This is a genomic window from Citrobacter sp. Ce129, from assembly GCF_030334545.1.
Taxonomy (GTDB): domain Bacteria; phylum Pseudomonadota; class Gammaproteobacteria; order Enterobacterales; family Enterobacteriaceae; genus Citrobacter; species Citrobacter europaeus.
The window spans coordinates 210,174-230,860 of sequence record NZ_JAOWDS010000074.1 but is presented as its reverse complement, the minus strand read 5'-3'; the positions used below and the strand labels follow the sequence as shown (position 1 = coordinate 230,860).

Here is a 20,687-nt window from a genome sequence, read left to right as displayed (position 1 = left end):
CTGACGAAGTATCCAGAAAGGCAACGCATCGATCAACCCTGATTTACCTTTTCATATGAGCAGGAACAAAGAGTTACAACGTTGAGAGATATTACTAGATAAGGGAAAGACGGTAAGAATGTTACAGGGGCATTGCTGCCCCGTTTTTTAATGAAAGCACCTGCTTAAGGCAGTGCCAATGCGGCATTCAATAACGGTATTGTTTTCATCCCAAATGATTCTGCTCTCCAGGTTTGCACACTGGTGGTGCGCCATGGCTTTTTGCATAAATTGCATGGGGTGAACGCTCGCCATCGCGACGGCCTCATCAAAGCCGACAAGTTGCCAGGTCACAAGATTACGCACCGCCCTGTCCAACGTCAGGCTGGAACCCGCCAAATTGCTTGCCCCTGGCTGGCGAACCGTACCGTCTTCAGCGCGTTCGACCATTGCCCCGGCAAAAGGGTACATCCCCGGGCGTTCACAGGCTGCAGCGCTCATCGCATCCGTTACCAAAATTGAACGGGGCACCGTTTTCGCCCGTAGCAGGTTTTTGAGCGCAAACGGCGGAATATGTAATCCATCAGCAATAAAACTGGCATGTAACGCATCGCAACTCAATTGCGCCTGTAATGTGTTATCCAACTTTGCCAATTCCTGAGGAATACCGTTTCCCAGATGTGTGCACAAACTGATACCTGCACTGACTGCTATCTGAAGCTGGGCATGACCAATACTGGAGTGTCCGACTGCAACGCGTTTTCCCCTTGCCGCTAGCCCTCGCACAAATTCCCCTCCTTCATCAAATTCAGGGGCGCAGGTGACCAGCAGAATCGGTCTTGAAAGGCCGTGTTCGAGGTCAGCAATGAACTGGGGGTCAGGTGGCGTCATATCTTCCGCAGGGTGACACCCGGCATATCCGTCTGCCGGGTTCAGAAAAGGTCCTTCCAGATGATATCCCGGAACCATTAACGCACCGAGCTCACTGTTAGCAACCGCTTTATCGAGCGCCTGAAAGCGTTTCATCAATACAGCTTTAGATGCTGTGATCAGCGTTGGCAGACAGCAGGTCACGCCGGTTTTCAGCATAGCTTCTAGCGCAGAGTCCAGCATCTCGGCATCAATATTTTCATCATTGAAATCAATGCCGGCAAACCCATTTACCTGTATATCAAACAAACCTGGAGTGACTTTCATCTTTCATCCCTTACCGTTCAGTCATTAGCGATGCGGATTCATTATCCAGAAATATCTGGCATGCGGGATGACGCTGAACAATAGAGGCTGGAACCGTATTTATCACAGGGCCTTGCAGGGCCTGTTTTACTGCCTGAGCTTTACGGCTGTCAGGGATACTTAGGATCAGCACTTGGGAGCACATAATCTGGCTTATGCTCATTGAAATAGCCCTGGACGGAACCTCTTCTATGCAACTAAACCATTTTTCGCCTAACTGTTGCTGGCGGCACGCATCATCCAGTGCAACCTGTAAATAGGGAACAGTGGTAGTAAAATCAGCTGGCGGATCGTTAAAGGCCAGATGTCCATTTTCACCAATACCTGCGAAGCAAACATCAATAGCCTGTGCGCCGATCAACCTGTTCAGACGGTCAATCTCCAGATCGATATCTTCAGCAGAACCATTAACGCCGACAAACTGCTTCAATGTAGGGAGTTTTTCAACTACGCGTTCACGCAGATAGCGGCGAAAGCTTGCCGGATGATCGTCACTTAAACCAATGTATTCATCCAGATGGAAAATCGTCACTCGGGACCAGTCAATATCCGCCTGAATGAGATTTTCCAGCATTTGGAATTGGCTGGCACCGGTCGCAAGAATAATGGCAATGTGTTCTTTCTGAGCCAATGCTTGTTGCATGGCAAGGATACCTGCTTCAGCGGCTTTCTGACCTAAAATATCTTTATTTTCTGCAATGATAATTTTCATCTTTACCTCATTAGTGAATTTTACGCTATTCCCTGAACGTCCATTAATGATGTTCTTTTAATCCCCTTGCCATTTGTACGGCCACTAAAGTCAACAAACTGCAAAACATGAGATAGCAAATTAAAAGAGTTGGCTCACCATCGCCAAAGGTGATAAGCGCTGCGGCAATAACGGGGGTCGAACCGGCAAAAATAACGCTGTTAAGCTCCCGTGATAAAGCGATACCAGAGTAGCGGTACTGAGTTGGAAAGAGATTCGCAAGGAATGCGCCTTGCGCCCCAGACGTCGCGCCATGCCCAATACCGTAAGCAATACACATTCCGATGGTTGCCAGCACGATATTACCGCTATCAAGAAACCAAAATAATGGGAAAGCGAAAGCACCGAGGAAAATCGCGCCAAAAGAGAAGACCACGGTAGTACCATATTTATCGGCCATTTTTCCCATTATCGGCGTCATAATGGTATTGACCGTCACGGCAATCATCAGCGCCATCAAACCCTCAGATTTCGCCATCCCCAGCGTATTAGTCAGATAACTGATACTAAAAACGCTGAGCAAATACCCATTTGCCTGATGGCCTGCCAGGCTGAAGAAGCCGCAGATGAGGTTTTTCGGGCTGTTAACGATCAACGCTTTAATAGGGACAGACTGGGTTTTCTTATTACTTTCAGCTTTTTCCATTGATCTTACATATTCAGGGGTTTCATCCAGATGTTTACGGATATAAATAGCCACAATAAACAATACAATGGAGAACAAGAATGGAACGCGCCACCCCCAGCTCATAAAGGCCTCATCCGGCAATTGCGTTACCAGAAAAAACGCCAGCGATGAAAGAAGAATAGCGACCCCGGTAGAGGCATTAATCAGCGAGGTATAAAAACCACGCTGTTTAACCGGTACGTATTCAGCAACAAAGGTTTGCGCCCCCGCAAGCTCCGCGCCCGAACCAAATCCCTGCATCAGGCGGATAACCACCAGCGCAATTGTCGCCCAAATACCAATATGGTGATACGTGGGTAACAGTCCCAACGCCAATGTGGCGATGCCCATTAATACCACAGCAAAAATCAAGGCCGGTTTACGTCCATAACGATCGCCAATATGGGCAATAATTACCCCACCTAAAGGACGAGAGACAAAGCCGACCGCAAAGGTTAAAAAAGCGGCCAGCGTGGCAATGGTTGGCGAAAGATTTGGAAAATAGAGTTTATTGATAACCAGTCCAGCAGCAGCTCCATACAGCGAATAGTCATACCATTCAATAACGGTTCCTGAAATGCTGGCGAACATAACTTTGCGGATCGTTTTCTTACTGGCACCCCGTTCTTCCGGGACATCCAGTTGGCTTACTCTGTCTAAATTGGCTTCACTCATTGCTCCCCCTGAATTTCTTTAACTAATTGTTTTCATGCAATAAAAAATTGCATGAGCTGGGTAACAAGCGGACATCAACCTCGCACAATCTGACGTTATCACTCTAAAAATAATTTTTGAACATGATCGTTCATAAATCAGGTTATAAATGTGACAGCGGTCATGAGATTAGGGTTCAAGGGGTAAAATCGGATACCAAAACGCATGATTGAGGGGACAGGATGAGAGCAAAAAACAGGCTGTAACAGGGCTGGAGATCGGCACAGCCTGATGACGCTTCGTTTATCAGGGCTACGGCTTACAAGCTTTAGTTGGCCGGATAAGGCGTCAGCGCCGCCATCCGGCAGGTAAAACAAAGCCTCCTATGTCTGACCGTTTTTAAGATTAAAACTCCCCTTTCCCGTTAACTCAGATCGGCAAGCGGCAGGCACAGGATCTGAGTTTTTGGGAATAACTTCGCGAAAATGGAGAGAAAACGGCGTTTTTTTTCAGTTAAGCTATGTTCATGCTTTGGCGCTACCCATGGTCAGATCCACTATTCAGGAACCCACCCATAATGGCAAAAAGTACCCCGCAGCTGCCGCTCGACCCACATATGTGTCGCAGCTATGAAAAAAAGTCGCGAAGTCCGCTGGCACTCTACTCTGAGTATCAGCGTATGGACGTCGAGCTGCGGGCGCCGCTGGCCATGAACTATAGCCACTGGCATGGTCAGGTTGAGGTGAATGTGCCGTTTGATGGCGATGTGGAGTACCTTTTCAATGACGAAGTGGTGAAGAGCAAACAGGGATTTATTACTCTGTTCTGGGCCTGCACACCTCATCAGTTGACGGATGCCGGGCATTGTAAACAGATGGCCATCTTCAACTTACCGATGCATCTGTTTTTGTCCTGGCCGCTGGACAGGGAACTGATTAACCACGTAACGCACGGAATGGTGATCACTTCGCTTGTTTCGCAGCAGTTGAGCGCATTTGAAGTGCAGCGTTGGCAGGGTGAACTCAACAGCGACAATGAGCAAATTCGTCAGTTAGCCATTGATGAAATCGCCCTGATGCTCAAGCGATTTAGCCTCGCTGGCTGGCGGCCGGTACTGGGTAACAAGACGTCACGCACCCAGAAAAACAGCATTTCACGGCATTCACAATTTTACGTTAGCCAGATGCTGGAGTTTATTGCCGCCAATTGCGACAAACAACTCACGGTCGATGCTATTGCCGAACACGTTAAGCTCAACCCCAATTACGCGATGGGTATTTTTCACCGGGTGATGCAACTAACCATGAAACAGTACATTACCGCAATGCGCATCAACCATGTGCGGGCTTTACTCAGCGACACGGATAAAACAATTTTAGATATCGCGACGATTGCAGGTTTTCGCTCCAGCAGCCGTTTTTACAGCTCGTTTCATAAATACGTCGGCATGCCGCCGCAGCAGTATCGCAAACTGAGCCAACAACGCCGAAATCATTCACCTTATGCCGAGGGGTAATTTATTCGCCAGACTCTCTCTTACCTTACTACCAAAATATAAGCACCAGAATAGCAGGTCAAAACAGATAATCTGCTGCAGTTAATAAAATAGGGTTCAGCCATGAGCTCTGGCAACTATGTTACTCAGACATGAGTGACCTGTAGCAGGTATTTATTTGACGTGTTCAACCATTAACGATTGGGATGGAATTATGGAATTAAATAGCTGCACCGCTAACAACAGAAAGCCATTGTCTTTCTTTTGGTCAGTTTTACCGATGGTTGTCATGTTGGGCGGAATTAGCATCGGGTATTTTATCTTTAATATTCGTGCTGAACCCATGATCCTGATGGGAACGGCAACCGCCTCGTTTATCGCCATCGCGCACGGCTACACGTGGGATGACATTCTACAATCTATTTGTAATAAAATATCTGAAGCGCTGCCTGTTATATTAATTGTTGCCAGTATCGGTTTCTTAATTGGCGCTTGGATGGTGTCAGGCACTATTCCAATGATGATTTATTATGGTCTGAAATGGATTAATCCGCAGTTTTTCTATATTTCAGCATTTATGCTGGGAGCGTTGATCTCAGTATGTACCGGCACTTCCTGGGGATCCATCGGCACCGTCGGGATTGCCATGATTGGCGTAGCAATTGGCCTGAATGTTTCGCTGCCGATTGCTGCTGGCGCTATTGTCTCCGGCTGCTGGTTTGGTGATAAGCTCTCGCCGGTTTCTGATTCAACCAACATGGCGGCGCTGGCTGCCGGGGTAAACCTGTACTCGCATATCGGCCATCTGCTGTGGACCACCGGCCCGGGCTTTATTATTTGCTGCGTTGTTTACAGCTATATGGGCATGGGCATTGATGCTTCGTCCAGCGCGCCGGCAAATATCACAAGCCTGATGAACTCAATCGGTCAGATTTATCACTTCAACATTCTGCTACTGCTGCCGCCGATCATCGTTTTGTATGGCTCACTATCAAAAAGACCACCAATCCCGATGCTCTTTTTATCCACAATCGTCTCAATGATTCTGGCGTTAGTCTTTCAGCAATTTACCGCATCTTCGGTCGGTGAATCCGTGGTCAGCGGCTTTAAGCTCGCGATGCTCACCGGAGATAATCTGCCAACACTGTCTTCCGATGTTTCTCGCTTACTGGAACGCGGCGGCGCCATTTCAATGTTTAGCAGCTTCGTTACCGTTTTCAGCGCCTTCAGCTTTGCCGGAGCAATGAGTGCGACAGGCTCTCTACACACCGTGATAAACGCGCTTACTAAAGGCGTGAAATCCACATTTCGCCTGGTGGCTACCACAATTGTAACGACGGTCACCATTTGTGCCTGCACGGCAAATGGGACCTTGCCATTGCTGCTGTGTGGTGATGCCTTTAAAGAGGAGTACAAAAAACGAGGGCTTGCGACAAAGAATCTTTCGCGTACTACCGAAGATGCCGGAACCGTTGTCGAACCGATTATTCCCTGGTCTGCCTCGGGTGTTTATTGCGCCACGATGCTGGGCGTGGCAACACTTGATTATTTGCCATGGGCAATCCTCTGCTACAGCGGGGTTATCTTTGCTTTGTTGTGGGCAGCAACCGGTATTGGCATTGCTAAATATGAACCCAACGAATCTACAGAGCATATGGTGGAGCAAAAGTCATAGGTTATTAATCGCTAAAATTAACCACCACCAGGGTTAATTACTATATCTATTAGATATACATAAACATTCTTCGCTGTATTGCGTTGCTTAAATTATTTTCAGAGACTTTCCAGGAGTCAGCAATGTCTTTGTTTGATGATATTGTCACAAGGGATGTGAATTGCCGTAAATACGGACAATTACAACAGATGTACGGTACCACCGATGTATTACCGCTGTGGATTGCAGATATGGATTTTGTAACGCCAGAGCCAATCATGAGCACGTTGCGTTCGGTGGTGTCACAACCGGTACAAGGCTATAACATGGATTATCCACAATGGAAAGAGTCCGTTATCGATTGGTATAAACAACAGTATGATACTGACATCAAGGCACACTGGTTACATTTTATTCCCGGTGTCATAAAAACTATCGTACTCTCTTTAATGGCGCTTACCCGTCCGAGCGATAATATTTTAACCTGTACGCCAATATATGACCCCTATCCTAATCTGGTAAAAACCAGCGGCAGGAATTTGATTCAAACGCGCCTCATTGAAAAAGACGGTCATTACGAATTTGACTGGCATGATTTCAGCGAGAAGCTCAAGCAGTGCAAAATGTTTCTTTTCCCTTCGCCGCATAATCCGGGCGGTATGGTGTGGTCGCGAGAAACGCTGGAAAAAGTCAGTCACTATTGCAAGCTTGCTGGCGTCATTATTCTGTCTGATGAAGTGCACAGTGATTTAACGCTGCCCGGCAAGCGCCATCTGCCGTTTTTTACTCTCGACGAAGCGGCAGGCAGCCAATCAATCGTGCTGACCTCTATCAGCAAGACCTTCAATACCGCTGCGATCCAGGGCGGAATAGCCATTATTAAAAATGATGAATTACGCCATCAGTTTTATGGTTTCCTGGATAACTGCTACCTTGCCGAGACGCATTCCTTACAGCAGGCAGCCATTTACAGCGCCTTTACCCATTGCGGCGACTGGCACCAGAAATTATTAGCCTACCTGGCCGACAATGTGGCATTTGTTAAAAGTGAACTTGAACAGCACTGCCCTTTAATCTCAATTGTGTATGGCGGCGCATCGTATCTTCTGTTTCTGAACGCACAAGAGATGAATCTTAGCGATGAACAGCTAAACGCTTTTTTTGTGCATGAAGCAAAGCTTGGTCTGTCGCCCGGCGCGCAATATGGCCCCGGCGGCGAGGGTCACATGAGACTCAACGTTGGGTGCCCGCGCCCGGTACTGGTAGAAGCGATGAACCGGCTTAAAGCGGCGTACCAAAAACGGCAGAGAGCATAACGCACAGCAAACTATTCGCCCCACTACGGTGGGGCAAAATTATCCAAAGATGTTGCAGAACTGCTATAAACTCTTTCCCTTCCGTCGGCTGGTGTTAAACTGGAAAGTGTGATCTTCATCATAACCTGCTTAAACAGAGAAAAGAGACACTGCTATGCAACATATCATTGAGGGCTTCCTCAACTTCCAAAAAGAGATTTTCCCTCAACGTAAGGAACTCTTTCGCAGCCTGGCGTCCAGCCAGAATCCTAAAGCGCTTTTCATCTCCTGTTCCGATAGCCGTCTGGTGCCAGAACTCGTTACTCAGCAAGAGCCCGGACAGCTTTTCGTTATCCGTAACGCCGGGAATATCGTACCGTCTTTTGGACCGGAACCAGGCGGCGTTTCCGCGACTATTGAATACGCGGTAGTGGCACTTGGCGTGACGGATATCGTCATCTGCGGGCACTCCAACTGCGGCGCGATGAAAGCCATTGCCGATAGCCAGCCTCTGGATCCGATGCCTGCTGTCGCTCACTGGCTGCACTATGCCGATGCCGCGAAAGCCGTGGTCGATAAGAAAACCTGGGATAACCCAATCGATAAAGTTAACGCCATGGTGGAAGAGAACGTTATCGCACAGCTCAACAACATTAAAACGCATCCTTGTGTCGCGGTTGGCTTGCGAAACAACGCGCTTCGTCTGCACGGATGGGTTTATGACATCGAAAGCGGTGAAATCCGTACCCTGGATAAAAACAGCAAAACCTACGTTTCTCTTGCAGATAACCCGCAGGTGCATTTCGAGTAAATCATTCACTGGAGCAAGGATGCTCTGGATAGCTTTTACCTACTTTTGTGCTATAGACAAAAAACACACTTGCGACTAGCTTTAAAATAGCCACTGGTGTTCCCACATCGGTTTTCGCACATTAATATAACATTGCGGCAGGTCTCATGCACTGAGTCGCAAACGGCCGTTCATACATGGTGCAGGCGATAAAAGGAGCCGGTACGAATGCAAGCAAAAATAAAAAGAATAATAAATATGTTATTCTATCATGAGTCGTGGGATATCATGATTATTAAGGTTCACGGCACACACTTATTCCCAAATAATACGCTGGAAATATTAAGTAAATCAGCCGCACAGCAGTTAAAAAAGAAATATACGTTTCAGGCCGATCCTTTTCTTATTGAAAAAGACGACAAACTCTATGTTTTTTATGAAGCTTTTAGCTTTCGCAACTCGAAAGGCACGCTCCGATGCCGCATTCTTGATCGTGAACTGACTGAAATTGATGATGTGAAGCTCGAAGGTTTTGACGACCTGATGTGTCACTTGTCATTTCCTTTCCTGATTAATATCAACGATCAGCTCTTCATGATTCCTGAGTCATCAGAAAGAAAAGAAGTAATACTGTTTCAGTCGGTAGAATTTCCAGCTCGCTGGAAGCAAATTAAAGTTCTAATCTCTGATACCGAAGTAACCGATAACATTTTTCTTTCAATGAATGAGACCTGCTATCTGATGTCCACCACCATGGATAATAAAATAATTATTCATTCAGCAGAGCATCTTTACGGACAGTGGCAGCGAATTACTCCTGCCTTGAAAGTGAGCAACCCTCATCACCGTGGAGCGGGCGCTCCTTATCTTGTCGATAACAAAATGTATTTCCTCACCCAGGAATGCACGCCTGAAACCTATGGAAAATCTATCTACATCAAGGAATTAGTCACCCTGAATAACGCTAATTTTGATGAGAATCTGATCGAACAAATCAACTCGTCGATCAACCACAGTGACGGTGTTCACACGCTGAATTTCTCAAGTAACTTTATTGCTTATGATACAAAAATAAACAAATTCAGCTTTTTATCTATACTTAAAAAAATATCTTACAAGTGTATGGTGAGGTATCGTAACTATTATCTTACCAGGCGTCACCCATAACCTTCTTCCAGGGCAGTGACGTGAATTAATGCCCATTTTGATAGCATTTTTCTGGAGTCTGTATGGCAATTCTTGTCACTGGTGGTGCAGGTTATATTGGTTCACATACTGTGTTAACGCTACTGGAAAGAGGCGATGATGTCGTAGTCATCGATAATCTGGCGAATGCGAGCCGAATCTCGCTGGACAGGGTCGCGGAGCTCACCGGAAGAGAACCCATTGTCTATATCGCCGATGTTCTCGACAGACAGGCATTGAAAAATATTTTCGCCAACCATAACATCACCGATGTCATTCATTTTGCCGGGCTAAAATCGGTTTCAGAGTCGATAAAAGCCCCCCTCGCCTACTATGAAAACAACGTCACCGGTACGCTGGTTTTACTGGATGAGATGCTGGCCGCAGGCGTTAATCGATTCATTTTTAGCTCATCAGCTACGGTATATGGCAATCCGGAAAGCGTACCGCTGAGCGAGCAATCGCGTACGGGCGGAACCACCAATCCGTACGGCACCTCTAAATTAATGGTCGAACAAATTCTGGCCGACTTCTCACGCGCGCAACCCGATTTCCGCATTACCTGCCTGCGCTATTTCAACCCGGTCGGTGCCCACTCATCGGGTCGGATTGGTGAAGATCCTAACGGTATCCCTAATAACCTGGTTCCGTACATCTCCCAGGTCGCGATTGGTAAGCTGGAAACCGTGTCGGTGTACGGTAATGATTATCCCACTCCCGACGGCACCGGCGTGCGTGATTATATCCACGTAATGGATTTAGCGACCGGCCATTTAGCCGCACTGGATTGCCAGAACAAAGGCGCTGCCTACAAGGTGATTAATCTCGGTACCGGAGTCGGTTATTCCGTAATTAATCTGATTGAGGCGTTTGAAAAAGCGGCGCAGACAAAAATAAGCTATCAGTTTGTCGACAGAAGACCCGGCGACATTGCCGAATGTTGGTCTGACCCGTCACTGGCATACAAAGAGTTAGGCTGGAAGGCCATCTATAACCTTGATGAAATGATGCGTGACACGTGGAACTGGCAAAAAAATAACCCGAATGGGTATCACATCTGATGTATGCGGCAACGCGCCTGACCGCCAGGCGCGTTGCCGTGCTGGGTTAGCGTGCCGTTATCGTTGATACGCGATACCAGCCGCTGCTCTGCTTACCCTGGTTGGCGAAGTTAATTCTCGGCGCACCGGATTTATCCAGCATCGCGACCTCAATCGCGTATTGCCCTTTCGCCAGTCCTCCCGGCATGGGCAAGGCATAGCTGACCTGATAAACACCCGGGAGCCAACGTCGTATATCATCCGCCGCATTCCCCTGCGCCACCACTTTATTAGCGTTATCCACCACACGAAATGCCAGCGTGTAGGGCAGATAAATCGGGGCGATACCTTCGTTATACCACGTGCTGTTTAATGTCAGCGTTTGTCCGCCGTCCCACACGGATTCATGGCTTAGAGACGCTAAGCGAAACCGATAGCCTAGTTTACTCAGCGCATCGTCAACAATCGGTCGATAATCGCTGGGAATCGCCCTCGATTTCAGGTTAATAGTGCTGGCGTGCTGCTTGATCGCCCAGTCAAAAATGCCCTGCACTTCGGCGCGCGTATAGTGGAAGGTATTCTTCCAGTCCTGCATATATGAACAGATTTCCAGACTAACCGGCGCACGTTTCCAGGCGTCATTAAACCCTGAATAACTCTGCTGCGCGGCCAATATTCGCTGCGGATAATCATCAGCCATATGGTTCCAGGTGTTTGAAAATACGCGCAGATCGCCCCAGCAGTCCGCCCGCCATCCCGCACCGCGCGCCACCGCATTCGCCAGGCTTTGCCCACCGCTCATTAACATAATTTTCGGCGTCGAAGGGAAGGCAGAAAAATGCATTGCGACGTAGCGGTCCAACTGCGCGGTGGTGTACCGTTCCAGCAGTGGCTGCAGATTAGAGAAATTGCTGTTATGCCATTCACCCCATGCCCCCACCATGCCGATATCCACAAACGCAAGATTCTCATTGCCGTCGTAGCGTTTTCCGAATGCGTTAAGCAGACGCTGGCTGTACTCAATAAACAGAGGGTCGTCTAAATCTGGAATAAATGTTTTGTTATCGGGCGTCCAGGTGCCTTTCACGCCTTTTTTAATCAGCCAGTCGGGAATTTTTGTACCATCCCCCGGGTCAGCTAGCGCCATAAACCGCAGTCCAACGTTCATCGCGGGACGATGCGCCGCCGCGTATTTGAAGGCATCATCCACCAGCGCAAAATTATACTGACCTTCAATGGGCTCCAGGTCTCGCCAGTAAAACCGCTCGTACTCAAACCCGGTATTGGGATAATCAGCCAGCCCCAGCGTTTCACCGTATCCCTGATGAAAACTTGCCACGCCAATCCCTGGATTGGTCAGCGGGCCAGTCAATGCTTTGGGGGTAACGGTCGTTAATGCGGAAATGACCGTCAACGGAAAGGACATCAACAACAGCGCAGAAACCCATTTACACTTCATCGCAGTGACGCCCTCCACAGGTTTGTTAACGCTAGCGGTCTTTCAGGCTTAACCACCAGTCCCAGATACCTACATGAAAATTTTGGAACACATCAATACCTAACGCGGATTTGATCATATACAGCGTCAGCAATACGCAGCAGGTGACGAACAACACGGCAATCAGCAGCAAAAAAGTGAGCAACATTCTCGACAGGGTCGATTCCTGGCGGTGCTGGCGGCGTAAATCTCTGCCAAACAAAAAAACCAGATAATAACGCTTACTGAAAAAAGGAAAGCTTCGGCGAATATCGATCTGATGCCGCGAAGCCAGCGTCGATGCCAGGATAGCATTTTCCACCCCTTCCTTTTGTTCAGGGGTCAACCCCTCAACAATCGACTCATCAAGATGAGAATAAAATCGTTCGATGACGGGAGGACGATTTTGAGGACTGGTCAAAATTAACCTATATCTTTATCAATGGAGTGATAGACGTTAACCGTCTTTTTGGCGATTTCATGCCAATTGTAGTTTTGTAAATATACACGATAGTCCACGCTATTGGTTGTCGCCCACTGGGTTAATTTCTCGGCCAGACTGGCCACATCCCCCACCTTAAAATAGGCCTCGGCGGGTAGTTGAACTTCAAGATTAGCCGGAATATCACTGACGACGGCAGGAAGAGAGAATGACATCGCTTCCAGTAGCGCAATGGGCAATCCTTCATGGTATGAAGGCATCACAAACAGCCTGGCCTGCGAAAATACCGCCTGCAGCTCATCACCCCGTAAGAAACCGGTCATCACGACGCCTGGCGTGTCCGCGGCAAGCTTTTTGAGGCGCACGCTGTATTCGGTCGGATGATCCGCATCGCCAATTAACACTAACGGCATGGTCAAACCGCTGCGCTGATAGGCGGCGATGGCATCATGCATCCCTTTTTCTTCCACAAATCGCCCAACCACCACGAGGTAGTTTTTCGGCTGCAGCCCAAAGCGGGAGAGCGTATTGTCGATGGTCAGATCAGATAACAATCGCGGCTCGTTTACGCCATTGTGAATTAAATGTGCATCATAGCGACCATGTTTTTTCTGGATCAGTTGATTAATAACGTCAGAAATCACAATCACTTCGTTGGCATATCTCACCGCCCAACGCTCACCGAGTAGCAATATTTTTTTGGCAACGAAACCCCATTTCTGCCGATCGTAATCGGGCCCATGGTGGGTAAAAACCACCTTCTTCCCTAACACGCGTAATAATGGGATCACAAGGCCTGGTCCAATAGCATGGACATGCACAATATCCGAATGGTCGATACTTGTCCTAAACGCCGCTAAAACGGAATGGACAATCGCTTCCAGCGAGCGCTTTTTGGGCGCCCACAGCGCGTAGGTTTCAACTTTCTTATATACCGATCGTTTGTAATTTACATATGGCGAGCGAGCAATCACGCAAATATCCACGTCGAACTGCTGCTTAATGGCAGGATATAGATTCTGACAGTGTGTCTCTACACCGCCCAATACATCGGGAATACCACGCGTTCCAAAAACCGTTATTTTTTTACTCATACTATGGCCTGCTCAGCAGTTCTTTATAGAGCGCCTGGAGGGTATCCATATGTTTACTCAGCGCATATTTTTCACTCAACCGCGCACGACCAAGTAAGCCCATGACCCGCGCTTTCTCTGGCGAGTCGGCCAGGGCATCCATCGCATTAGCTAACTCCTGCGCATTGCCCGGTTCGAATAAAATCCCTTCGATACCGTCACGAATTTGTTCGGGGATGCCGCCAATGCGCGACCCAATAACCGGCTTGCCTAAGGACATCGCCTCTAATATCGCCATTGAACAGTTTTCATAGCATTCTGAAGGCAGGATCACCGCCCGCGCATGTTTAATAAGGTTGTCGAGGGCTTCCCCTTGTTGCACATAACCTAAAAACTCAACGTCCGGGTATTTGGCGGCTAACTCATCGTGCAGCGGACCGTGACCCACAATTTTCAGCGGCGCTTTGTTCTGCATTTTCTCATGCGCCGCCAACAGCGTTGCCACACCTTTTTCACGGCTCAGGCGACCGAAGTACAGCATATAACCCTCGTCGCTTACCTCATCCAGGGGACGGCTGTCATCAACGCCATTGACGATGACATCAATACGCGAATTCGGCAGCGTACGCAGTAAAACCCCACGTAAAAAGACGCTTGGCGAAACGATCACATCCAGAGCCTGGTAATTTTGCGCAATATACTGCCAGGTCGCCTCCAAAGAGAGCAGAAGACTTTTTGAGGCAGACCCTTCCTGGCAACGATACCTGAAAGCATTAAAAACCGTTCCGGTGATACAGGAATCACACACCTTGCCGTCGCGCAGCATGGAATAGGCGGGACAGACTATCTTATAGTCATGCGCGGTCAGCACCGTTTTGCAGCCAAAATTGCGGGCAACTTTAATCAACGCCGGCGTTAACTGATGGTAAATGTTATGAAAGTGGACGATATCCGGACGCTCTTTTTGTAGTAGCGCCAGCATCTTTTTGCAGGCCTGCGAATTATGAATAAAGTTAACCGCCGTTTTGAGCCCGCCCAGCAGATTGCTTTCTTTGTGATAGTCCACATTGCTGACGAAATAATCCGCATAGTCTGAAGGGAAATTTTTCTCATGCTGCATCGAGAAATCAATAACCTGCACACCAGCCTGTTTCAGCATATCGCGCTCTTGAAAATAAACCGTTTCCGCGCCGCCTTTAATGAAAAAAAACTTATTCACTAATAAAACTTTCATTGCGCCAGCCTTAGTTATTCATGAATGATTTTACTGTCAGGCGGAGTCAACGGATCGCGTACTGGTTTAGTCAAGCCTTTAACCAGTCCGGCAGAAAGCACGGCCAGGTTCATTACGCTCTGCAATCCGTTCAATAACGATCGATTCTGCACGGTTTTCAGGACAATAAACGCAAGCAACGGCAAAAATGCAATGTCGAAAAGTTCGAGATTGAAGGTCACCGCCGCAATGAACAAAGCAATCAAATAAACAGAAAAAATCGCCTCGTTCCTGACCATTTTTAACGCTTTGCCGAAATAAGGTTTTCCCCAGGCACAACGTAAAAGCTCGCCCGGAGCCTGATAGTATCCGCTTTTCCAGCGGTGCTTGAGCATCTGAAAGGTCGGCATAGTATGGGAAGTATGAATAAAATACGGAATATTCAGACGACGCAGTTTATAACCCGCATCGAGCAAACGCAGGCCCAGTTCGGCTTCTTCATAAGCGTGCAAATTACGGTTGGTTAGATAACCAATTTTTTCAATTGCAGATCGACGATATAACCCGCCACCGCCTAAATGGTCACTATCCCCGAGCGGATAAATTTTATTAATACGCTGCTTACGCGATTTAAATTCATAGTTAACGGCATCGTCCATTTCAACGGTTCCCGCGACGCCTGCATATTCCGGCTCAGTCTGCAAAAATGCGACAGCTTGATCCACAAAGCCCTCTTCCAGCTCCATGTCACCATCCATCAGTAGCAGATATTCCCCTTCACTATACAGGTAACCTAACTGATGCCCGACGCCGCAGCAGCGATCGTCTGGGTTAGTTAAGGACACCACAGTCGCCCCTTTATCGATAGCAAGCTGTTGGGTGTTATCCGTTGACAGACTATCTGCCACTATAATTTTATGTGGATAATCAACAAGCTGCCGGCGAATACTGTCGATCGTTTTCTCAATACATTCAGATTCATTGAGTGTTTTAATACTCACTGAAATAAACGGTTTTTGGTCCATACAATTACCCTACACAGCGAAGGACGGTTCGACGAATCACTAAACTTGATCCTAGTGATAAATAGAACAGGAATTGTAACATCGGTGTAATCATCAGTATCTGGCTGTAAGGTAAGCTAATTAAGCAACTGATAGCAAAAGCGTTAAACGCCGGTGCAAAGCTCAATAACTGGAGGTCCTGCTGGTCCAGTTGTTCAAGCGTCAGTAATGGCTTTGGCTGACAAACTTTCAGGATATAAATGAATAAGCTAATAAAGAGTAACGTGCCGATCACCCCAACTTCCCACAGCAGCATACTCAGGGAAGTCGAGTCGAGAATTAAGTTATAGATGATATTCAAAAAGCCCGGCGACACCGTACTCCCGCTGTTAGTGGCGTTGAGCCCGTAACCAAATAACGTTCCTGAAAGCCCCCACAGATCGTTATTTTTCAACCAGAACAAAAACGTCGTAAAACGCCCTAACTCCCCGGTAGACATAATGTAGTTCGGGTCAAAAATATAGCTTAAGGAGTCGATGAAAATGCTTAGCGAGCTTTTCGAGGGATCGCCGCCAAACGCGGAAGAATAATAGTACGCGAGGATCACGATCGACAAGCTAATCAGCAGTAACATACCTGCCACAATAACCAACAGCGTCTTCAGATTGACCTTACTAACGTCTTTGACGTAGCTCGGTGAGATCCACACCCACGCCAGAAACAGAGGCGAAAGCAGAATGACGAACTTCACTTCGCCAATGATACAAAGCCCGATCCCCAGAACAATGTGCAACGCCATTGACTTAAACGTGGTCAGCCCATGCTTATACTCAGAGACTTTTAACAACATTATCAACAGGCAAAACAGGCCCATCGCGGCAGTGTTACCGCCCCCCATGGGGTCTCCGCCAAACGTGCCAACCACGGAGTCCCATTTCTCATCTTCACCACGCACCGCGACGCGCTGGGGAACGACCAGTAAAACCTGATAAATCATTACCGGGATCTGCGCGTAAAACACCCAATACAGATAGCGCGTTGCCCGATAAATCTGCGATTCCCGGCAAAATCCCAGCAGCAAACAGATCATCACCAGCGACAATGCAATTTCGTTTTTAAATGCCACAATCGCGACGGTGATCCCGCCCTGAATCAGCGTCGATGTTCCAGCCAGCACCAGGAACGAGAAATACAACGCCAGGACAATCGTCTCCTGCGCATCCAGTTGCAGCGAGCTATCACGCGTCTGCATCACCAATAATCCCACCATCAACAGGGTCAGGAAAAAGGGGATCCACAGCACCGACTGCATGCCGGTAAAGTATTGCACCAGACCACACAGGATTAGCGTGACAAAGGTATAAACCTGCAAATAGTATCCGGTATTCAGCGTCATAGTATCACCGGCTTATCTTTCAGGAGATTGGCTCGCTTATTCATTTTCAGATAAATGAAGGCGTAGCGAATAAATGTCAGTGAAGAAAACAGGATAACCGACGTGGCATAATCTTTATAAAAATAGGGGATGACGACAAAAGCGAATAACACGATCGCCAGCTGTTCCAGTTGGATGCGCAGAAAATAGCGGTGGGAGCCAAAAATAAGTTCAATCACCGTCAGAGGGCTTATCGCCAGTGCCGGGAACAAATAGGGCAACATGTAGCGCGACGTTTCAATGGAGTTAATCCAGTCTTCGCTAAAGCCCAGACGCATCACTATCGGATAGAAAATAAACACCCCAAGGGTACAGATGACACCCAGCACCAACAGCAGCATCCGCACCCTGGTATATTCCTGATAATTAAAGGTGTTATTTCTGAAATCGATAGACCACTTGGAAAAAATAGTATTGCGCACCGCGTTGCCAATGATCACCACCGGCGCCAGGCAAAAGCGGCTAACCACGGAAAAATAACCCGCCGTCAGCGCCGAGAACCAAAAGTTAATCAGCATAACCGGCAAATTGCTGCTGGCCATCGCCAGCACTTCCGCACTGCCCACTTTGGTAATGTGATGAATATTCTGTTTGAAAAAATGCCAATTACTGGCGGGTCGCAGATGTCGGGCCTCCACCGCCCGAATATCAAACGAGTGCAAAATACAGCTAATGGTCAGCGCCATCGTTGCACAGGCCCATGACCAATAAAACAGTTGCACATGATGCGTAGCCAGAACCGAAAGTAATACCACCACCGAGACAGAAATGCGCTGGAAAATCAGAAAACGAAAATTGGCCGTGCGTAGCGACAGGTTTTCCGAGATTAAAACCCATGCTGTTGCCAGCGTCAGCAGATAGAGGAACAAGATGTTCTGATGAAACAGCCACGCGGTGAGCACAGCGTACGGTAAGGCAATGATCGTGCTTTGGAGCAGGCAAAATACAACGTTTTGTACCAGTTCGTCGTCGTGCTGTTTTGGAATTAAAAGCTGCGATGCAAAGGTACATACCTGAGCGCCCACCACGGCGATGCTGTAGTTGAGCGCATAAAGCCCCACTTCAGCCATATCGTACTTGTGTGAAATCAACCAGATAGACAGCGCACCAATCAACTGCGAGATGACTGATGAACCGGCTATCGTGGAAGCGCTCTTCAGTAGACTCATACGCGGCCTGGCGTCGTCATCAGTTGATCGGTACTGAAGTTGAGTGAACGCAGACCTTCTTGCGTCTCAAGATCTTTTTCTTCAACTGCATTGAGCACCGCGCCAATCACAACACCGTTATTTTCCTCGATCTTATCCAGCGCGTTGGCGATTTGTCCCGCCGATCCGGCCCCGGCTTTCACAATGAAAACAACCCCATCGACGGCACGTTTGATCAGTTGAACATCCTGACTCTGATTCACAGCAGCAACATCAATAATGATGCGCTGATAATGCGATTTCAGCTCGCGCATTAAGGGTTCAACGTGCTCCGACGACAGCATCAGTAAAGAAGAGATGGTGCTCTTGCCGTGCGGGATAAAGTCGAGATTATCACTGAGCGTGATCCGCGCCTGTTCAAGCTCAGTCTCCCCGCGCAGCAGTTCCGCTACGCCTGCGGATGTGGCTGATGCCAGCTCTGAAGAGAGCCCGCCAGTGTTAAAGAAATCCGCATCAATAAGCAGCGTTTTCTGGTCGAAGCTAAAGGAGTTCGCTAACAGATTCGCTAACAAAGAACGCCCATCGCCATGCTCCGTCGACGCCACGGCGAGCGTCTGTAATGGTCGATTATCCAGCATAATCCGGGTACGGATACCGTGCACAATATCGGCATTTAGCGGGTTCTTCATGATCATGTCCCGCACCTGCGCGCGCCCAGACGTTCCGCTAAAACGACGGATTTCACCCAGCGGAGCAACATTGAGCCGTTTTTTCATGCGACTCAGGGTTGCGATTGAGTTATCCATCGCCGCTTTGACAATGAAATACATGATGCTGAACACGACCACCAGCATGACCACCATCACCAACAGCAGTGATTTATTCGGTTTCGCCGGTTTTAGCGCGGGTACGGCAGGGTCGTATAACACCGCATCGGCACTCACGCCGGACAGCGATAGCTCCTGAGTACGCTGATAAAGCGATTTATACAGGTCTTCCATTTTATCTAACGACAGTTTTTGGCTGTTATAAGCATCCCGCTTAGACGCCATTTTCTGGAAAACCTCTTTCTGCTGCGCCACCTGCTGCTGATAGTTCTTTTCATCCGCCAGCGCCGCCAGATATTGCTGGCGCAAACCGACTTTCAGCTCTCCCAACACCCGTCCGGTCTGGCTTTGGATCGACTGAACATCAGCCTCGGCTTTTAAAATAGCGGGGTTTTTTGGCCCATACACTTTGCGTAGTTCAGACAAGGTACGCTGCGCCTGAATCAACGCAATGCGCAAATCCTGGATCTGAGCGTGGTTAGAGACTGAAGGCAGTGAGATAACGCTCTCAACGGACTTCCCTCCCCCGTTCACCTCGTTATAGACGGATTCAGCCGCAACACGACGCTGGGTCGCATCGGCCAGGCGATTGGTCACGATACTTAACTGTTCGGTTTCAAAACCATCAATACCGCGGAAGGTCAGCAGCCCGGCGTTTTTCAGATAGCTGTCCATCTCTTCTTTTTGCTTGGCTATCGACTTCTGAATCTCTTCCATTTTTTCATAATTCAGTTCGCGGGCTTTCTCTGCTTTCAGACGCTTTTGTTCCACCGTATAGTTGATGAAAGCCTGCGCGACGCCGTTGGCAATATCAGCCGCAACCTGAGGCGAAGTTGATTCATAGGTAATGGAAGCCAGATTCGTCGTGCGAATACCGATGACATTCAGGTTTTTCGATAACGTTTTCAGCGCTTGCTCCATTCTCAGCTGCCGACCTTCACTGCTATCGGCCCCCTGAGCACCGGCTTTTTCCCCGGTAAACTCCGGGTTTTCATCCAGCTTCATATCGCGCACGGCTTGCTCAAGCACAATCCGCGAATGCATCAACGCATATTGCGTTTCGTAGTAACCACTGCGCGTTGAATCGAACCCATCAACCTGTGGAAACGGAGAAACGTTATCGGCCTGCGCTTTGATCAGCACCGTCGCCGTTGAAACATACTTTGAGGACATCATGCTGATTAACGGATAAGCCACAACCCCGGCTACAATACCGGCCAGCGCGATTTTCCAGGCGTTCTTTTTCAGCTCTTTGGCAAAGCGGGAGAATTCGACCGTGCTTTCTCGTTTTTTGCCGTTTTCCACTATTGATAGTTTCATCG

At 48.2% G+C, this 20,687-nt stretch carries 17 protein-coding genes; 6 read left to right on the top strand and 11 right to left on the bottom strand.

Annotation, left to right across the window (positions count from 1 at the left end; all coding sequences use genetic code 11):
• Positions 1 to 147 precede the first annotated feature (147 nt).
• The 3 genes from OGV77_RS23810 to OGV77_RS23800 are packed head-to-tail and all read right to left on the bottom strand — an operon-like array spanning position 148 to position 3,308.
• The gene (locus OGV77_RS23810) at positions 148 to 1,176 is read right to left on the bottom strand and encodes an N-acetylglucosamine-6-phosphate deacetylase (protein WP_043017269.1); all 1,029 of its coding nucleotides are present in this window, start codon (positions 1,174 to 1,176) and stop codon (positions 148 to 150) included.
• 10 nt (positions 1,177 to 1,186) lie between these two features.
• Positions 1,187 to 1,927, bottom strand: a complete 741-nt coding sequence (locus tag OGV77_RS23805) for a glucosamine-6-phosphate deaminase (protein WP_080626204.1) — start codon at positions 1,925 to 1,927, stop codon at positions 1,187 to 1,189.
• A 43-nt stretch (positions 1,928 to 1,970) separates the two neighbouring features.
• Entirely contained in the window at positions 1,971 to 3,308 is a 1,338-nt protein-coding gene (locus OGV77_RS23800; RefSeq protein WP_075145764.1) for an MFS transporter, read from the bottom strand.
• Positions 3,309 to 3,864: 556 nt separating this feature from the next.
• Here OGV77_RS23800 and melR point away from each other — a divergent pair.
• From melR to galE, 6 genes are all read left to right on the top strand, one after another.
• The gene (melR, locus tag OGV77_RS23795) at positions 3,865 to 4,803 is read left to right on the top strand and encodes a transcriptional regulator MelR (RefSeq protein WP_043017272.1); all 939 of its coding nucleotides are present in this window, start codon (positions 3,865 to 3,867) and stop codon (positions 4,801 to 4,803) included.
• A 193-nt stretch (positions 4,804 to 4,996) separates the two neighbouring features.
• Positions 4,997 to 6,457 carry a Na+/H+ antiporter NhaC gene (nhaC, locus tag OGV77_RS23790; RefSeq protein WP_181634378.1) on the top strand — a complete coding sequence of 487 codons (1,461 nt, stop codon included), beginning with the start codon at positions 4,997 to 4,999 and terminating at the stop codon, positions 6,455 to 6,457.
• 122 nt (positions 6,458 to 6,579) lie between these two features.
• Positions 6,580 to 7,752 carry a MalY/PatB family protein gene (locus OGV77_RS23785; RefSeq protein ID WP_087050857.1) on the top strand — a complete coding sequence of 391 codons (1,173 nt, stop codon included), beginning with the start codon at positions 6,580 to 6,582 and terminating at the stop codon, positions 7,750 to 7,752.
• Between the two features lie 154 nt (positions 7,753 to 7,906).
• The gene (locus OGV77_RS23780; protein ID WP_043017275.1) at positions 7,907 to 8,542 is read left to right on the top strand and encodes a carbonic anhydrase; all 636 of its coding nucleotides are present in this window, start codon (positions 7,907 to 7,909) and stop codon (positions 8,540 to 8,542) included.
• A gap of 207 nt (positions 8,543 to 8,749) precedes the next feature.
• Positions 8,750 to 9,688, top strand: coding sequence for a glucosamine inositolphosphorylceramide transferase family protein (locus OGV77_RS23775; RefSeq protein ID WP_286502993.1), 939 nt, complete (start codon positions 8,750 to 8,752; stop codon positions 9,686 to 9,688).
• A 62-nt stretch (positions 9,689 to 9,750) separates the two neighbouring features.
• On the top strand, positions 9,751 to 10,767 hold the full coding sequence (gene galE / locus OGV77_RS23770; RefSeq protein WP_087050856.1) for a UDP-glucose 4-epimerase GalE: 1,017 nt from the start codon (positions 9,751 to 9,753) through the stop codon (positions 10,765 to 10,767).
• Between the two features lie 46 nt (positions 10,768 to 10,813).
• On the opposite strand, the gene OGV77_RS23765 is transcribed toward galE, so the two are convergent.
• Genes OGV77_RS23765 through OGV77_RS23730 form a run of 8 tightly spaced genes read right to left on the bottom strand, consistent with a single transcriptional unit; the run spans position 10,814 to position 20,685 of the window.
• The gene (locus OGV77_RS23765) at positions 10,814 to 12,205 is read right to left on the bottom strand and encodes a DUF4832 domain-containing protein (protein ID WP_080626200.1); all 1,392 of its coding nucleotides are present in this window, start codon (positions 12,203 to 12,205) and stop codon (positions 10,814 to 10,816) included.
• A 31-nt stretch (positions 12,206 to 12,236) separates the two neighbouring features.
• Positions 12,237 to 12,644: a hypothetical protein gene (locus OGV77_RS23760; RefSeq protein ID WP_043017279.1), complete on the bottom strand. Its 408-nt coding sequence runs from the start codon at positions 12,642 to 12,644 to the stop codon at positions 12,237 to 12,239.
• A 2-nt stretch (positions 12,645 to 12,646) separates the two neighbouring features.
• Positions 12,647 to 13,759, bottom strand: a complete 1,113-nt coding sequence (locus tag OGV77_RS23755) for a glycosyltransferase family 4 protein (protein ID WP_087050855.1) — start codon at positions 13,757 to 13,759, stop codon at positions 12,647 to 12,649.
• 1 nt (position 13,760) lies between these two features.
• Entirely contained in the window at positions 13,761 to 14,972 is a 1,212-nt protein-coding gene (locus OGV77_RS23750) for a glycosyltransferase family 4 protein (protein ID WP_080626199.1), read from the bottom strand.
• A 14-nt stretch (positions 14,973 to 14,986) separates the two neighbouring features.
• On the bottom strand, positions 14,987 to 15,976 hold the full coding sequence (locus OGV77_RS23745; RefSeq protein ID WP_087050854.1) for a glycosyltransferase family 2 protein: 990 nt from the start codon (positions 15,974 to 15,976) through the stop codon (positions 14,987 to 14,989).
• Between the two features lie 4 nt (positions 15,977 to 15,980).
• Complete coding sequence (locus OGV77_RS23740) at positions 15,981 to 17,351, bottom strand: hypothetical protein (protein ID WP_043017283.1); 1,371 nt, start codon at positions 17,349 to 17,351, stop codon at positions 15,981 to 15,983.
• Positions 17,348 to 18,559, bottom strand: a complete 1,212-nt coding sequence (locus OGV77_RS23735; RefSeq protein WP_087050853.1) for a lipopolysaccharide biosynthesis protein — start codon at positions 18,557 to 18,559, stop codon at positions 17,348 to 17,350. The genes OGV77_RS23740 and OGV77_RS23735 overlap by 4 nt, the downstream gene beginning before the upstream one ends.
• Positions 18,556 to 20,685, bottom strand: a complete 2,130-nt coding sequence (locus OGV77_RS23730) for a GumC family protein (protein WP_087050852.1) — start codon at positions 20,683 to 20,685, stop codon at positions 18,556 to 18,558. Before OGV77_RS23730 ends, OGV77_RS23735 begins: the two co-directional genes overlap by 4 nt.
• Positions 20,686 to 20,687: the final 2 nt, after the last annotated feature.